The organism is Streptomyces sp. NPDC005423, assembly GCF_040606415.1.
Taxonomy (GTDB): Bacteria; Actinomycetota; Actinomycetes; order Streptomycetales; family Streptomycetaceae; genus Streptomyces.
This window is the reverse complement of the sequence record NZ_JBEXET010000001.1, coordinates 598,260-612,995: the sequence shown is the minus strand read 5'-3', so window position 1 is coordinate 612,995 and position 14,736 is coordinate 598,260. Positions and strand designations below refer to the sequence as shown.

15 protein-coding genes are annotated in these 14,736 nt (G+C 67.8%); 6 read left to right on the top strand and 9 right to left on the bottom strand.

What is annotated here, in order from left to right; translation table 11 throughout:
• The first annotated feature begins 13 nt into the window (after positions 1-13).
• The 4 genes from sigM (at position 14) to trxA (ending at position 3,215) form a co-directional block, all read left to right on the top strand.
• The gene (gene sigM / locus ABZT12_RS02890) at positions 14-739 is read left to right on the top strand and encodes an RNA polymerase sigma factor SigM (protein ID WP_356376177.1); all 726 of its coding nucleotides are present in this window, start codon (positions 14-16) and stop codon (positions 737-739) included.
• Between the two features lie 452 nt (positions 740-1,191).
• Positions 1,192-1,698, top strand: a complete 507-nt coding sequence (locus ABZT12_RS02885) for a hypothetical protein (RefSeq protein ID WP_356376175.1) — start codon at positions 1,192-1,194, stop codon at positions 1,696-1,698.
• A gap of 173 nt (positions 1,699-1,871) precedes the next feature.
• Positions 1,872-2,840, top strand: coding sequence for a thioredoxin-disulfide reductase (trxB, locus tag ABZT12_RS02880; protein ID WP_356376173.1), 969 nt, complete (start codon positions 1,872-1,874; stop codon positions 2,838-2,840).
• Between the two features lie 42 nt (positions 2,841-2,882).
• On the top strand, positions 2,883-3,215 hold the full coding sequence (trxA, locus tag ABZT12_RS02875; protein ID WP_356376169.1) for a thioredoxin: 333 nt from the start codon (positions 2,883-2,885) through the stop codon (positions 3,213-3,215).
• Between the two features lie 77 nt (positions 3,216-3,292).
• On the opposite strand, the gene ABZT12_RS02870 is transcribed toward trxA, so the two are convergent.
• From ABZT12_RS02870 to rpmH, 9 genes are all read right to left on the bottom strand, one after another.
• Complete coding sequence (locus ABZT12_RS02870) at positions 3,293-3,910, bottom strand: GNAT family N-acetyltransferase (protein WP_356376166.1); 618 nt, start codon at positions 3,908-3,910, stop codon at positions 3,293-3,295.
• A 329-nt stretch (positions 3,911-4,239) separates the two neighbouring features.
• Complete coding sequence (locus tag ABZT12_RS02865) at positions 4,240-5,343, bottom strand: ParB/RepB/Spo0J family partition protein (protein WP_356376163.1); 1,104 nt, start codon at positions 5,341-5,343, stop codon at positions 4,240-4,242.
• Positions 5,340-6,413: a ParA family protein gene (locus ABZT12_RS02860; RefSeq protein ID WP_356376703.1), complete on the bottom strand. Its 1,074-nt coding sequence runs from the start codon at positions 6,411-6,413 to the stop codon at positions 5,340-5,342. The genes ABZT12_RS02865 and ABZT12_RS02860 overlap by 4 nt, the downstream gene beginning before the upstream one ends.
• 294 nt (positions 6,414-6,707) lie before the next feature.
• Positions 6,708-7,424: a 16S rRNA (guanine(527)-N(7))-methyltransferase RsmG gene (rsmG, locus tag ABZT12_RS02855; protein ID WP_356376160.1), complete on the bottom strand. Its 717-nt coding sequence runs from the start codon at positions 7,422-7,424 to the stop codon at positions 6,708-6,710.
• Positions 7,425-7,560: 136 nt separating this feature from the next.
• The gene (locus ABZT12_RS02850) at positions 7,561-8,073 is read right to left on the bottom strand and encodes a R3H domain-containing nucleic acid-binding protein (RefSeq protein ID WP_356376157.1); all 513 of its coding nucleotides are present in this window, start codon (positions 8,071-8,073) and stop codon (positions 7,561-7,563) included.
• Between the two features lie 15 nt (positions 8,074-8,088).
• Positions 8,089-9,363 carry a membrane protein insertase YidC gene (gene yidC, locus ABZT12_RS02845; protein WP_356376154.1) on the bottom strand — a complete coding sequence of 425 codons (1,275 nt, stop codon included), beginning with the start codon at positions 9,361-9,363 and terminating at the stop codon, positions 8,089-8,091.
• A 3-nt stretch (positions 9,364-9,366) separates the two neighbouring features.
• The gene (yidD, locus tag ABZT12_RS02840) at positions 9,367-9,720 is read right to left on the bottom strand and encodes a membrane protein insertion efficiency factor YidD (RefSeq protein WP_356376151.1); all 354 of its coding nucleotides are present in this window, start codon (positions 9,718-9,720) and stop codon (positions 9,367-9,369) included.
• Complete coding sequence (rnpA, locus tag ABZT12_RS02835; protein ID WP_356376148.1) at positions 9,717-10,088, bottom strand: ribonuclease P protein component; 372 nt, start codon at positions 10,086-10,088, stop codon at positions 9,717-9,719. Before rnpA ends, yidD begins: the two co-directional genes overlap by 4 nt.
• Positions 10,089-10,109: 21 nt before the next feature.
• A complete protein-coding gene (rpmH, locus tag ABZT12_RS02830) occupies positions 10,110-10,247 on the bottom strand; it encodes a 50S ribosomal protein L34 (protein WP_003967884.1) in 138 nt (45 codons plus the stop codon).
• Positions 10,248-10,620: 373 nt separating this feature from the next.
• On the opposite strand from rpmH, the gene dnaA reads away from it, so the two are divergent.
• Positions 10,621-12,564, top strand: coding sequence for a chromosomal replication initiator protein DnaA (dnaA, locus tag ABZT12_RS02825; protein ID WP_356376143.1), 1,944 nt, complete (start codon positions 10,621-10,623; stop codon positions 12,562-12,564).
• A gap of 979 nt (positions 12,565-13,543) precedes the next feature.
• Entirely contained in the window at positions 13,544-14,674 is a 1,131-nt protein-coding gene (gene dnaN, locus ABZT12_RS02820) for a DNA polymerase III subunit beta (RefSeq protein WP_356376140.1), read from the top strand.
• Positions 14,675-14,736: the final 62 nt, after the last annotated feature.

Genomic DNA, 14,736 nt, shown 5'->3' with positions numbered 1-14,736 from the left:
GGGAGGGGGCTCGATGGCGGAAGGCGCCGGACATGACGGCCCGAGCGATCAGGACCTGCTCGCCCGTCATGTCGAAGGCGACCCGGACGCCTTCGGTGAGCTCGTACGACGGCACCGGGACCGACTCTGGGCGGTCGCCCTGCGCACGCTGGGGGACCGCGAGGAGGCCGCTGACGCCGTCCAGGACGCCCTCGTCTCCGCCTATCGGGCCGCCCACACGTTCCGCGGCCAGTCGGCCGTCACGACCTGGCTGCACCGGATCACGGTGAACGCCTGCCTGGACCGCGCCCGCAAGACAGCTTCCCGGAAGACCTCGCCGGTCGACGACACCGAGCGCCTCGAACAGCTCCTGGAGCCCCACGAGTCGGCCGCCGCTCCCGCGGAACGCAACGATCTGCACCGCCAGTTGCTGGAGGCCCTCGGCACCCTCCCGCCCGACCAACGTGCCGCCCTCGTCCTGGTCGACATGCAGGGCTACCCCGTCGCCGAGGCCGCCCTGGTCCTCGGCGTGCCGACCGGGACGGTCAAGAGCCGCTGTGCACGGGGCAGAGCCAGACTGCTGCCGCTGCTGACCCACCTCCGGCCGGAAAGGACCGGTGCGGGCGACGCCCCCGACCCCGGACGGAACCGGCCGCCGGGGGCATCCGTCCCACCGGCAGCGGTACCACGTGACGAGGGTTCCGGACAGGCAGGACCGAGCGATCCAGCTGCTGTGCAGGGCGGAGGTGGGCGAGCGTGACAACCACGACAGATACAGCCGGGCACCCGGACGTCGCGGAGATCTCCGACCTCACCGAAGGGCTCCTCCCGCCGTCCCGGGCAGCGGACCTACGACGGCATCTGGGCGCGTGCGAACTCTGCGCAGACGTCCACACCTCGCTGGAGGAAATCCGGGATCTGCTCGGTACCCTTCCGGGCGCCACCCGGATGCCCGCCGATGTCGCGGACCGTATCGACGCCGTCCTCACTGCTGAAGCCCTGTCGAGTTCCTCCCCCTCCTTGTCCGTGCAGCCGCCGGCCTTCGTGCACGCCTCCGACTCCGGGGCGCACGCAGATTCCGATGAGGCACATGTTTCACGTGAAACATCGGCGCTCGCGGACCGACCGGCGGGACGCTCTCCTGCGGCGACCGGTCCCGGACGCAAGGATCACCATCGCGCAGGACGCCGGAGGACGGTCGTCCTCGGGGCCGTGTTCACCGCCGCCGTGCTGGGCGCCGGCACCCTGCTTCTCCAGTCCCTCACCGACCACACCTCGTCCGACACCACGGCGCACGGGACGTTGACCAGTTCGGCAGACTCCTTCGGCAAGGGGCAGTTGGAGAGCCAGGTCGCGGGTCTCCTCGCCTCGAAGAAGCCGTCCGACGGCAGCTCCGAAAGCAGCTCCGGCAGCGAGAAGCCGTGGAACGCCGAATCCGAGCCGGACGGCTCCGGTTCCACGTCAAAGAAGCCGCAGACCCTGATCCAGCCGTCCGCTTCGATCCCCGCCTGCATCCGGCAGGGCATCAACCGCGGCAACGACGACGTCCTCGGCGCCAAGCAAGGCACCTACAACGGGACGGCCGCCTATCTGGTGGTCCTCCCCGACGTCTCCGACTCCACCCGAGTCACGGCCTACGTCGTCGATTCGAGCTGCGTGGGCGGGCAGACGTCCACCCCCGGCAAGGTCCTTCTGAAACAGTCCTACGCGCACCCCTGAGCGCGAACCCTCTACCTCTCCACCCAGTGCGGCACTTACGTACGGTGAGGCCTCTTCGTGTGCCCGGACACACCGGGAATGCGCGCCCCGTAGGATCCGTTGGGTGGGGTGAGGGTTCTGAGAAGGGCTCCCACCGGTCGTACTGACGCAGTCCAGAGACGAGGAATCCAGCCGTGAGCGACGTCCGAAACGTGATCATCATCGGCTCCGGGCCCGCCGGCTACACGGCGGCGCTCTACACCGCGCGCGCGTCGCTGAAGCCGCTGGTGTTCGAGGGCGCCGTCACCGCAGGCGGCGCGCTGATGAACACCACTGAGGTGGAGAACTTCCCTGGGTTCCAGGACGGCATCATGGGCCCCGACCTCATGGACAACATGCGTGCTCAGGCCGAGCGTTTCGGCGCCGAGCTCATCCCGGACGACATTGTCTCCGTCGACCTGGCCGGTGAGATCAAGACCGTCACGGACACCGCGGGCACGGTACACAGGGCGAAGGCTGTCATCGTCACCACCGGTTCGCAGCACCGGAAGTTGGGCCTGCCGAACGAGGACACCCTCTCCGGCCGGGGAGTCTCCTGGTGCGCGACCTGTGACGGATTCTTCTTCAAGGACCAGGACATCGCCGTCATCGGTGGTGGCGACACGGCGATGGAAGAGGCGACCTTCCTCTCCCGCTTCGCCAAGTCCGTGACCATCGTCCACCGTCGAGAGACCCTTCGGGCCTCCAAGGCGATGCAGGAGCGCGCCTTCGCCGACCCGAAGATCAAGTTCGTCTGGGACAGTGAGGTCGCCGAGATCGAGGGCGACCCCAAGCTCGCCGGCCTCAAGCTGCGCAACCTCAAGACCGGGGAGCTCTCCGACCTCCCGGTGACGGGTCTGTTCATCGCGATCGGCCACGACCCCCGCACGGAACTCTTCAAGGGCCAGCTCGACCTGGACGAGGAGGGATACCTGAAGGTTCAGGCGCCCTCGACGCGGACCAACCTCACCGGTGTCTTCGGCGCCGGTGACGTGGTCGACCACACCTACCGTCAGGCGATCACCGCCGCCGGGACGGGCTGCTCCGCCGCTCTGGACGCGGAGCGCTTCCTCGCCGCCCTCGCGGACGGGGAGGAGGCAGAGCCCGAGAAGACCACCGTCTGACCCCCATCCGCCCCACCGCACGATCGAGTTAAGGAGCCCGCCGTGGCCGGCACGCTGAAGAATGTGACCGACGCTTCCTTCGATGAGGACGTCCTCAAGAACGACAAGCCCGTACTGGTGGACTTCTGGGCCGCCTGGTGCGGTCCGTGCCGCCAGATCGCCCCGTCCCTGGAGGCCATCGCCGCCGAGTACGGCGACAAGATCGAGGTCGTCAAGCTCAACATCGACGAGAACCCCGGTACGGCGGCCAAGTACGGCGTCATGTCGATCCCAACTCTGAACGTGTACCAGGGTGGCGAGGTCGCCAAGACCATCGTCGGCGCCAAGCCGAAGGCCGCGATCGTCCGCGACCTTGAGGACTTCATCGCCGAGTGATGTTTCACGTGAAACATCGATGGGCCGGCCCTCATGGGCCGGCCCATTCGTTTGGGTGTCCCTCACCAACCTGACCGCTAGAGCGGTCGCAGCGCCGGTTCCTTCTGGACGGCTCCCAGTAGCCGATCAAGCGCCAACTCCACGTCTTCCTTCCAGGAGAGCGTCGTCCGCAGCTCCAGCCGCAGTCTCGGGTACGTGGGATGGGGACGGACCGTCTTGAAGCCCACAGCAAGAAGGTGATCGGCCGGCAGCACGCAAGCGGGCTCTTTCCAGCGGGCGTCCCCGAAGGCCTCGATCGCCTTGAAGCCCCGTCGCAGCAGATCCTTGGCGACCGTCTGTACCAACACCCGCCCCAGCCCTTGCCCTTGATAGCCCGGCATGATGAACGAGGTCATCAGCTGCACGGCATCCGGCGAGACAGGGCTCGTGGGAAAGGCCGTGGAACGGGGGACATAGGCGGGCGGCGCGTAAAGCACAAAGCCCGCCGGCACGTCGTCGACGTAGACGACCCGGCCGCAGGACCCCCAGTCCAGGAGGACGGCGGAGATCCAGGCTTCCTTCTCCAGTGCGGCAGTGCCCCCCTTTACTGCGGCCTGGCCGCGGACGGGGTCCAGCTCCCAGAAGACACACGTCCGGCAACGCTCGGGAACGTCCTGAAGGTTGTCCAGCGTGAGCGGTACGAGCCGACGCCCCATGAAGGCTGCTCCTCGCTTTCTACGCCCGCCGCGTCGCGAGCGGCAGTCAGAGCGCTCCGTTCCCTGAGCAGCGAGCCGACGAACCCGCCGACCACGCCCAGGCCCAGACCTGCGCTCACCAGTCCGGTGCGGCTCACCGTTCGCATGGCCCCCGCCTCTCCTTCAGAGGTGCTGCCAGGTGGATGCGCCATACCTGTTCGCATCGTATCCACGATCGGATTCCGTCGATACCGCCTGAAAGCAAAGAGCGAGCCGTGATCCGGTACACACCGGACACGGCTCGCCCCGCACTCCTCCGTGGAGAAAATCCCGCACGTCAGAGCAGGCGGTCAGCCCTCGTCCTCGTCCGAGTCGTCGTCCAGCAGACTCCTCTGCAGGACCGGGCCCTCGCCCGGAGCGAGCGAACCCAGGATGCGCTCAAGATCCTCCATCGAGGCGAACTCGACGGTGATCTTGCCCTTCTTCTGGCCCAGGTCGACCTTGACCCGGGTCTCGAAGCGGTCCGAGAGACGTGTGGCGAGATCAGTCAGCGCCGGGGAGACCAGAGCGCCTGCCCTCGGTCCCTTGGAACGCTGAGCGGTCTGCGGCCGCGAACCCATCAGCGTCACGATCTCCTCGACGGCCCGCACGGAAAGACCCTCGGCGACGATCCGGTGGGCGAGGCGGTCCTGCTCCTCCGAGTCGTCGACGGAGAGCAGCGCCCGCGCATGACCGGCGGAGAGCACTCCCGCGGCGACACGGCGCTGTACCGCAGGCGAGAGCCGCAGCAGACGCAGCGTGTTGGAGACCTGCGGGCGGGAACGTCCGATGCGGTCCGCGAGCTGGTCGTGGGTGCAGTTGAAGTCCTTCAGAAGCTGGTCGTAGGCGGCCGCCTCTTCCAGTGGGTTCAGCTGCGCCCTGTGCAGGTTCTCCAGGAGAGCGTCCAGGAGAAGCTTCTCGTCGTCCGTGGCCCGCACGATCGCCGGGATCGCCTCCAGCCCCGCCTCCCGGCAGGCCCGCCAGCGCCGCTCACCCATGATGAGTTCGTAGCGTCCCGTGTCGAGCTGTCGCACGACGACGGGCTGGAGGAGACCGACCTCCTGGATGGAGGTGACGAGTTCCGAGAGGGCGTCCTCGTCGAAGACCTCACGCGGCTGGCGCGGGTTGGGCGAGATCGAGTCGATGGGCAGCTCGGCGAAGTAGGCACCGACGGGAGGCGGAGGCGTCTCCACGGCGCTGCTCGGTTGCGGCTCATCTGCTTCGTAGACGATCTGCGGCAGCGTGGCCACCTTCGCCGCCGCCACGCCCCGGTCGGTCGTCAGTACCGGGATGGCTGTGGGAGACGCGGAAGCAACGCTCCCCACGGAGGCCGGAGCCACCGTCTTCTCTCCGGTCGGTGCTGCGGGGATCAGTGCGCCGAGCCCACGGCCCAAACCCCTCCGTCGCTCGCTCACTGGACGCCCTCCACCATGCTCTGGTCGCTCTGAGCGCCGATGTGGGCGTGTGTCGTGTCGTAGCTGACACCGACGCCCTTCAGCGCGATTTCCCTTGCTGCCTCGAAGTAGGACAGGGCACCGCTCGATCCGGGATCGTAGGTCAGTACCGTCTGCCCATAGCTCGGTGCCTCGGAGATGCGGACCGAGCGGGGAATGCTCGTCCGGAGCACCTCGTCACCGAAGTGGCTGCGCACCTCGTCGGCGACCTGGGACGCGAGACGCGTCCGGCCGTCGTACATGGTGAGCAGGATGGTCGACACGTGCAGGTCCGGGTTGAGGTGGCCCCGGACCAGGTCGACGTTGCGGAGCAGTTGTCCGAGCCCCTCCAGCGCGTAGTACTCGCACTGGATCGGGATGAGCACCTCCGCACCGGCGACCATCGCATTGACCGTCAGCAGTCCGAGCGAGGGCGGACAGTCGATGAGGATGTAGTCCAACGGCTGCTCGTAGGCCTGGATCGCCCGTTGCAGTCTGCTCTCCCGCGCCACCAGGGAGACCAACTCGATCTCCGCACCGGCGAGATCGATCGTGGCGGGGGCGCAGAAGAGACCCTCGACATCGGGAACAGGCTGGACGACCTCGGCGAGAGGCCGGCTCTCGACCAACACGTCGTAGATAGAGGGAACTTCCGCGTGATGGTCGATCCCCAGCGCCGTGGACGCATTGCCCTGTGGATCGAGGTCGACCACCAGTACACGGGCTCCGTGCAGAGCCAGCGAGGCGGCGATATTAACGGTTGTCGTCGTCTTGCCCACGCCGCCCTTCTGGTTGGCGACCACCATGATTCGGGTCTGCTCGGGCCGCGGCAGGCCCTCGCCGGCACGGCCCAGAGCCTCCACCGCCAGTTGGGCAGCACGACCGATGGGAGTGTCGTCCATGGGGGGTGGTGTTTCACGTGAAACATCCGCCCCCAACGACTCGGTACGGGGACCGGGGACCGGATCGGTCATCGGTCCCGCGATGTTGGCGTCGGACCGCAACGATTCACTCTCCTCGACTTCAGGCTCGCAATGAACAGAGCCTCCCATGCCTTCGGGGTCGTGAACCAGTGAGGCCTGTTGTTCTGTGGAGAAATCCACCTCTGTGGACAACTCCGTACCCTCTCTCAGTGCGCCGAGAGGCTTGGGGTCGCGGGGTTCGGCCGCGGCGCGGCCGCGACCGATGATGCCGTGCAGCAGTGAGCGACGTTTCACGTGAAACACGATGCACAGCCGCCGAGGCCGAACTGTCGCGACACTCCGGCATGCGGAGGTTTGGCACCTTGTGTGGAGTACGTCTCGGCGTCAGGACGGATCAGCGACTCCGCTCGCCGCCGGCGGTCGTCAGCGGCGTCGCCGTGTCCGTCCAGTGCGGGCGGCCTTGGCCCGCTTGGCCGCGAAGCGGACGCCGCCGGGGCTTTCGCCGACCTCGACCCGCACCACGGTGGAGAGCGGGTCCACCAGACCCTCGCCCACTTGGAGGATGGATGTCTCCACCGCACCGAGCTTGCTCAACGCAGTGGCGGCACTCTTCAGCTCCTCCTCGGCCGTGTCGCCCTTGAGGGCCAGCATCTCGCCGTAGGGGCGCAGCAGGGGGATGCCCCAGGCTGCCAACCGGTCCAGAGGGGCCACGGCGCGGGCCGTCACCACGTGGACCGGCGGGAGCTTGCCCATGACCTCCTCGGCACGGCCGCGCATGACGGTCACGTGGTCGAGGCCCAGCAGTTCGACGACCTCGGTGAGGAAGTTCGTACGGCGGAGCAGCGGTTCGAGGAGGGTGATCTTGATGTCCTCGCGAACGAGGGCCAGGGGGATGCCCGGGAGGCCGGCGCCGGAGCCGACGTCGCAGACGGTGACTCCTTCGGGCACGACCTCGGAGAGCACCGCGCAGTTCAGCAGGTGCCGCTCCCACAGGCGCGGCACTTCACGTGGACCGATCAGACCACGCTGCACACCCGCGTCGGCGAGCAGTTCGGCGTACCGGACCGCATCCTCGAAGCGATCGCCGAACACCTCACGAGCCTGCTCGGGCGCAGGGGGAAGCTCAGCTGCCTCCGTCACGGGGACCGTCCTTCCGTACCGCAGAAGCGCCCATAGGCGCTGACCACCAGGGCCACCAGAACTACCAGAAACAACAGGCTGACAAAGTTCGGCCCCGTCTGCTCAACAGACGGGGCCGAGGGAACACGGAGACCGATCAGGCGGGAAGCACGACGACGAACCGCTGCGGTTCCTCGCCCTCCGACTCGCTGCGCAGCCCCGCGGCCTTGATCGCGTCGTGCACGACCTTGCGCTCGAACGGGGTCATCGGCGCCAACTTCACCGGTTCGCCCGTGTTCTTGACGTCGGTCGCGGCCTTGGCGCCCAGTTCGGACAGCTCGGCGCGCTTCTGAGCGCGGTAGCCGCCGATGTCCAGCATCAGCCGGCTACGGTCCCCGGTCTCACGGTGCACGGCCAGACGCGTGAGCTCCTGAAGCGCCTCCAGCACCTCACCGTCGCGCCCGACGAGCTTCTGCAGATCGCGGCCGTCGGCGTCGCTGACGATAGAGACAGCGGCGCGGTCGGCCTCGACGTCCATGTCGATGTCGCCGTCGAGATCGGCGATGTCCAGCAGACCCTCAAGGTAGTCCGCAGCGATCTCACCCTCCTGCTCCAGGCGAGTCAGGGTGTCTACACCCTCGGCAGCGGCGGAGGTGGTGCCTTCCGTCACGGGATGGACTCCTTCTTACTTCTTGGACGGGGACTTAGGACGCTGCGGACCCTTGCGCTGCCCGGACTGGGCCTTGCTTCGGGTACCACTGCCGGGCTGCTGGGCGGGCTTCTTCGCCACCGCGGGCTTGGCGTCCTCCGGCTCGTCGGACTTGCTCAGCGACGTGATCTTCGGCTCGTCCTCCTCGGCCGCCTTCGCCGTGGCGGACTGCCGCTGGGCCTTGGTCTGCCGCTTGGGCTGCTGACGCCTGGGAGCGCCGGCGGCCGTCGTACCGTCCTCGGACTCCACGGCAACGGTGCTCTCGCCCTTCACCACGGTGCCGTCCGCCTGGGCGACGAGACCCGCCTTGGTGAGGCTGTTGATGAACGTGCGCTCGAACTCGTTGCGGTCACGGCCCTTGGAGACGATCGCCTTGACGATGGCCTTCTCGCCGCGGCTGCGGGTCTTCTCGTGCTGCGTGACGTGCTTGGTCAGGCGCTCCAGGTAGGCGGCCTGGGCCGTCGAACCCGGCGTCGGGTTGTTGCGGATGACGTACATCTGCTGGCCCATGGTCCACACGTTGGTGGTCAGCCAGTAGACGAGGACACCGACGGGGAAGTTGATGCCGAAGACGGCGAACATGACCGGGAAGACGTACATCAGCATCTTCTGCTGCTGCATGAAAGGCGTCTTCACCGTGGTGTCGACGTTCTTCGTCATCAGCTGGCGCTGCGTGTAGAACTGCGACGCCGACATCATCACGATCATGATCGCGGTGACGACCCGGACGTCGGTCAGCGAGGCGCCGAGCGCCTCGACCTTGCTGCTGCCGTCCGTGAACTTCGCGGCCAGCGGGGCACCGAAGATGTGCGCCTTACGGGCACTGGCCAGCAACGAGTCGTTGATGACACCGATCGTCGAGCCGGTCGCGATGCCGTTGAGCACGTGGTACAGCGCGAAGAAGAACGGCGACTGCGCCACGATGGGAAGGCACGAGGAGAGCGGGTTGGTACCCGACTCCTTGTACAGCTTCATCATCTCTTCGGACTGACGCTGCTTGTCGTTCTTGTAGCGCTCCTGGATCTTCTTCATCTCGGGCTGCAGCGTCTGCATGGCCCGGGTCGCCTTGATCTGCTTCACGAACAGCGGGATCAGGCAGATGCGGATCAGGATCACCAGGGACACGATGGACAGGCCCCAGGCCCAGCCCGTGTCGGGACCGAAGACCTTCCCGTACACCGAGTGGAACTGGACGATGACCCAGGAAACGGGTGTCGTGATGAAGCTGAAAAGACTGGCAATCGTGTCCACTAATCATGCTCCTTGGGCATGGGACGGTGTCTCTGCGGCCGGGCTCGAAGGGTTGTCCCCCTCGGTGGCCGTTTCGGCGGCGGAGGCCCCGCCCTTCCGTACGCGCAAGGCGCTGCGCAGCATTTCGTGCCACCGCGGGCGCTTCCGCGGAGGAACATGGTCCACACCACCGGACGACCACGGATTGCACCGCAGGATGCGCCAGGCGGTGAGCGCCGTGCCCTTGACCGCACCGTGCCGGTCGATGGCCGTGTAGCCGTAGTGCGAGCACGACGGGTAGTACTTGCAGACCGGCCCCAGCAGAGGACTGATGGTCCACTGGTACAGCTTGATCAGAGCCAGTAGCGGGTACTTCATCGCGCGCCCCCTCCCAGCAGCCGCTGAACCGCGGCGTCCAGGTCTTGGGCCAGCTGTGCATGGTCGGCGTCACCCGCTCCGGGCAGCGCTCGTACGACTACCAGGCTACCGGGGGGGAACAGGGCGACTCGCTCACGCATCAGATGGCGAAGTCTGCGCTTCACTTTGTTGCGGACGACCGCGCCGCCCACTGCCTTGCTGACGACGAAACCCGCACGCGTCGGGGGAGCGCTCTCCCCTGACGCGTGCGGGTTCATGGCACCGCTACGAAAGTGGACGACGAGAAGCGGGCGGCCGGCCCGCCGACCCCGTCGTACCGCGGTCGCGAACTCTTCGCGCCGCCTCAGCCGATGCTCGGTAGGCAGCACGACGTCATGACCTGATCGGGATCAGGCGGACAGGCTGCTGCGACCCTTGCCACGACGGTTCGCGAGAATCGCGCGACCGGCACGGGTGCGCATCCGCAGGCGGAAGCCGTGGGTCTTGGCGCGACGACGGTTGTTCGGCTGGAAGGTGCGCTTACTCACTCGGGGGCTCCAGAGATAAATCGGTGGTTGCGGGTGCCGTCCTGGCTGTCACCGTGCGCCCACGAGAACTCGCGTTACGCCCGAGTGCACCGCTGACCGATCACCCGAACGCGATCTGTGCCCATCGGAGGCAGGCGGCAGCAGCCATCGACAACTCGACCTGGTCACGGTACGCGGGGCCGCGCCGTCCGGTCAAACCAGCGTTCTCGGGGAGACACTGTCCACAGCCTGGGGACAACAACTTGAACCGCACCCGTCGCCCTGACTACCGTGGCTGACTCCGATTCGTTCCCTTGTCCCCCGCACCACCCGATTTTGATCCCGCCCCGTCCGCGAACCACACGTTCGTGGGACCCGTGAGAGAGCGTGCCCTGTGGCTGACGTGCCTGCCGATCTTGCCGCAGTGTGGCCACGAGTACTGGAGCAGCTCCTCGGTGAGGGGCGCGGGCAGGGGGTAGAGGGCAAGGACGAGCACTGGATCCGCCGCTGCCAGCCGCTCGCGCTGGTCGCCGACACCGCCCTGCTCGCCGTACCGAACGAGTTCGCGAAAGGCGTGCTGGAAGGCCGCCTCGCCCCCGTCGTCAGCGAGACCCTGAGCCGTGAGTGCGGCCGGCCGATCCGTATCGCGATCACCGTCGACGACTCCGCGGGCGAGCCCCCGTCCCCGCCCGCACCCCCCTCGCAGCCCCAACACCGCTATGACGAGCCCGATCCCTCCTCCGGCGGCGGCCAGGGGCGCTCCCCCTACGAGGGCGGCTACGGCCGGCACCGCGCCGATCCCCTCCCCGGCGGCCCGGGCGACCAGCTGCCCATCGCCCGCCCCGTCTACCCCAACGAGTACCAGCGCCCCGAACCCGGCGCCTGGCCGCGCCCGCAGGAGGACTACGGCTGGCAGCAGCAACGGCTCGGCTTCCCCGAGCGCGACCCGTACGCGTCCCCTTCCTCGCAGGACCAGTACGGCTCCCCCGCGCAGGACCCGTACGCCTCGAAGGACCCGTACGCCTCGAAGGACGCGTACGCGCCGCAGGACCAGTACGGCCCGCCGGCCCAGGAGTACCGCCCGCAGCAGATGGAGCGGCCGTCCTACGAGCAGCAGCGTGCCGAGTACGAGCAGTCCAGGGCCGACTACGAACAGTCCCGCTCGGACTACGGCCCGCGCGACGGCCGCCGTGACCGGCCCGACCCGCAGTCCGGCCCCGGCCACCGCGGCGGACCGATGGGCTCCCATGGCGCGCCCGGCCCCAAAGGTGCCCAGCCGGCCCCCGCGTCGGGTCCCGGTGAACCGACCGCGCGGCTGAACCCCAAGTACCTCTTCGACACGTTCGTCATCGGTGCCTCCAACCGCTTCGCGCACGCGGCCGCGGTCGCCGTAGCCGAGGCGCCCGCGAAGGCGTACAACCCGCTCTTCATCTACGGCGAGTCGGGGCTGGGCAAGACGCACCTGCTGCACGCGATCGGGCACTACGCGCGCAGCCTGTATCCCGGCACCCGCGTGCGGTACGTGAGCTCGGAGGAGTTCACCAACGAGTTCATCAACTCGATCCGCGACGGCAAGGGCGACAGCTTCCGCAAGCGGTACCGGGAGATGGACATCCTGCTCGTCGACGACATCCAGTTCCTCGCGGACAAGGAGTCGACGCAGGAGGAGTTCTTCCACACCTTCAACACGCTCCACAACGCGAACAAGCAGATCGTGCTCTCCAGTGATCGGCCGCCCAAGCAGCTGGTCACCCTGGAGGACCGGCTGCGCAACCGCTTCGAGTGGGGTCTGATCACCGATGTCCAGCCGCCCGAGCTGGAGACCCGTATCGCCATCCTTCGTAAGAAGGCGGTGCAGGAGCAGCTGAACGCCCCGCCCGAGGTCCTGGAGTTCATCGCGTCCCGCATCTCGCGCAACATCCGCGAGCTGGAGGGCGCGCTGATCCGGGTGACGGCGTTCGCGTCGCTCAACCGGCAGCCGGTGGACCTCGGACTCACCGAGATCGTCCTCAAGGACCTCATCCCGGGAGGCGAGGACTCGGCCCCCGAGATCACCGCGACCGCCATCATGGGCGCGACCGCCGACTACTTCGGCCTCACGGTCGAGGATCTGTGCGGCACCTCGCGCGGGCGGGCGCTGGTGACGGCGCGCCAGATCGCCATGTACCTCTGCCGGGAGCTGACGGACCTCTCGCTGCCGAAGATCGGCGCCCAGTTCGGCGGCCGCGACCACACGACCGTCATGCACGCCGACCGCAAGATCCGCGCGCTGATGGCCGAGCGCCGCTCCATCTACAACCAGGTGACCGAGCTGACGAACCGCATCAAGAACGGCTGACCACCGCGCGGAGCCGTCTCCAGCGAGACATCTCCTACGTCACTGAGGGCGCCCCGGATCCTTCCCGGGGCGCCCTCAGTCGTGCCGGGAGGCGATCGGCGATGAAGCTCCCGAGGCGTGCGGGGAGGGGTTCCGGCGGCCGGCTGAGACGTTCCGGGGGACGTCGCGAACCGCTCCACCACCCTGGGCGGGCCGTCCGCTGTTCGAATACAGGCGAGGTTACGGCCGTCCTCCACAGATGTGGTGACTTTCTTCCGTCCACACCCTGGGGACCGGGAAGTTGTCCAGAACGTGTCCACAGGTCGGCCGGGTGAGGGACCATCAGACGAGGTCAAGTGGCTGTGGATCGGTGGACAGAAGATATCCACAGCCTGTGGACAGAGTCTGGGTCCACAGGCTGTGCACGGAGTTGTCCACCGACAACCCACAGGCCACGGCGGGTTGTCCCCAGTGATCTCCCGCTTCTCCACACCGCTGTCCACTGTTCGGCAACGCAACGCGCCTCCTCACCGTGTCGAGTGAAAGGCGTCACACGAAGGTGCCGGATTGGCCTGTGGGAAAGACGGGTAAAGCTGGGGACGGTCCTGGGGAGAAGTGCCCCCCGGCTGTGCACGGAGTGTGCAGAACTTTCCGTTCTCCACAGAAGACCCGAGTTGTCCACCGGCGTCGCCCACAGGACCGGTGGACAAAAAACCGGCTCCGAGCTGCGAAAACGGGGTTATCCACGGTATCCACAGCCCCTACTACTACTACCAACTTGAGAGAGCTGGGAATCCGTTTAGAAGGGGGTCCTGTGCACAACTCGCGCTTCGTCGCCCGGCAGCCCCTCGTCACGACTTGACCCCGAGAGGCACCAGCTGTCAGTGCGGTGCGTCAGACTGTTCCCGGTCGTCCTTCCCCCACAGGGACCGACGACACCGAGACAGACGACGAAGCCAGGCAGGCCGAACAGCGCCGGCAACAGCAGGAGGCGGCAACAGTGAAGATCCGGGTGGAACGCGACGTACTCGCGGAGGCAGTGGCCTGGGCGGCACGCAGCCTCCCGGCCCGGCCGCCGGCCCCTGTCCTCGCCGGCCTCCTGCTGAAGGCCGAGGACGGCCAGCTGAGCCTCTCCAGCTTCGACTACGAGGTCTCAGCCCGCGTGTCGGTCGACGCGGAGGTGGACGACGAGGGCACGGTGCTGGTCTCCGGCCGCCTGCTCGCCGACATCTGCCGTGCCCTGCCCAACCGCCCGGTGGAGATCTCCACAGACGGTGTACGGGCGACGGTGGTCTGCGGTTCCTCCCGCTTCACCCTCCACACACTGCCTGTGGAGGAGTACCCGGCGCTGCCGCAGATGCCGTCCGCGACGGGCACCGTCCCCGGTGAGGTCTTCGCCTCCGCGGCGGCCCAGGTGGCCATCGCCGCGGGCCGTGACGACACGCTGCCCGTCCTCACCGGTGTGCGCATCGAGATCGAGGGCGACACGGTGACGCTGGCCTCCACCGACCGCTACCGCTTCGCGGTCCGCGAGTTCATGTGGAAGCCGGAGAACCCCGACGCGTCCGCCGTCGCCCTGGTGCCCGCCAAGACGCTCCTGGACACCGCCAAGGCCCTCACCAGCGGCGACAGCGTCATCCTGGCGCTGTCCGGCTCCGGTGCGGGCGAGGGGCTCATCGGCTTCGAGGGCGCCGGCCGTCGTACGACGACCCGCCTCCTGGAGGGCGACCTCCCGAAGTACCGCTCGCTGTTCCCCACGGAGTTCAACAGCATCGCCGTGATCGAGACCGCCCCCTTCGTGGAGGCCGTCAAGCGTGTGGCCCTGGTCGCCGAGCGCAACACCCCGGTGCGACTGAGCTTCGAGCAGGGCGTGCTGATCCTGGAGGCCGGTTCCAGCGACGACGCACAGGCTGTGGAGCGGGTCGACGCCCAACTGGAGGGCGACGACGTGTCGATCGCCTTCAACCCGACGTTCCTGCTGGACGGCCTCAGCGCGATCGACTCCCCGGTGGCCCAGCTCTCCTTCACGACGTCCACCAAGCCCGCGCTGCTCAGCGGCAGGCCGGCGCTGGACGCCGAGCCGGACGAGGCCTACAAGTACCTGATCATGCCGGTCCGCCTCAGCGGCTGACCCGCCGCGTGAAGAACACCGCAGGTCGGGCGGTCGTCTGAGCGCGTATGCCCACAGGTGTG

What these genes read in the sequence shown, in the direction of transcription:
- ABZT12_RS02870 (WP_356376166.1), bottom strand. Translation starts at nt 3,910, where the DNA reads ATGGGGCGTCGGCTCGTACCGCTCACGCTGGACAACCTTCAGGACGTT.
- sigM (WP_356376177.1), top strand. Translation starts at nt 14, where the DNA reads ATGGCGGAAGGCGCCGGACATGACGGCCCGAGCGATCAGGACCTGCTC.
- yidD (WP_356376151.1), bottom strand. Translation starts at nt 9,720, where the DNA reads ATGAAGTACCCGCTACTGGCTCTGATCAAGCTGTACCAGTGGACCATC.
- ABZT12_RS02860 (WP_356376703.1), bottom strand. Translation starts at nt 6,413, where the DNA reads ATGGGAGGCTCTGTTCATTGCGAGCCTGAAGTCGAGGAGAGTGAATCG.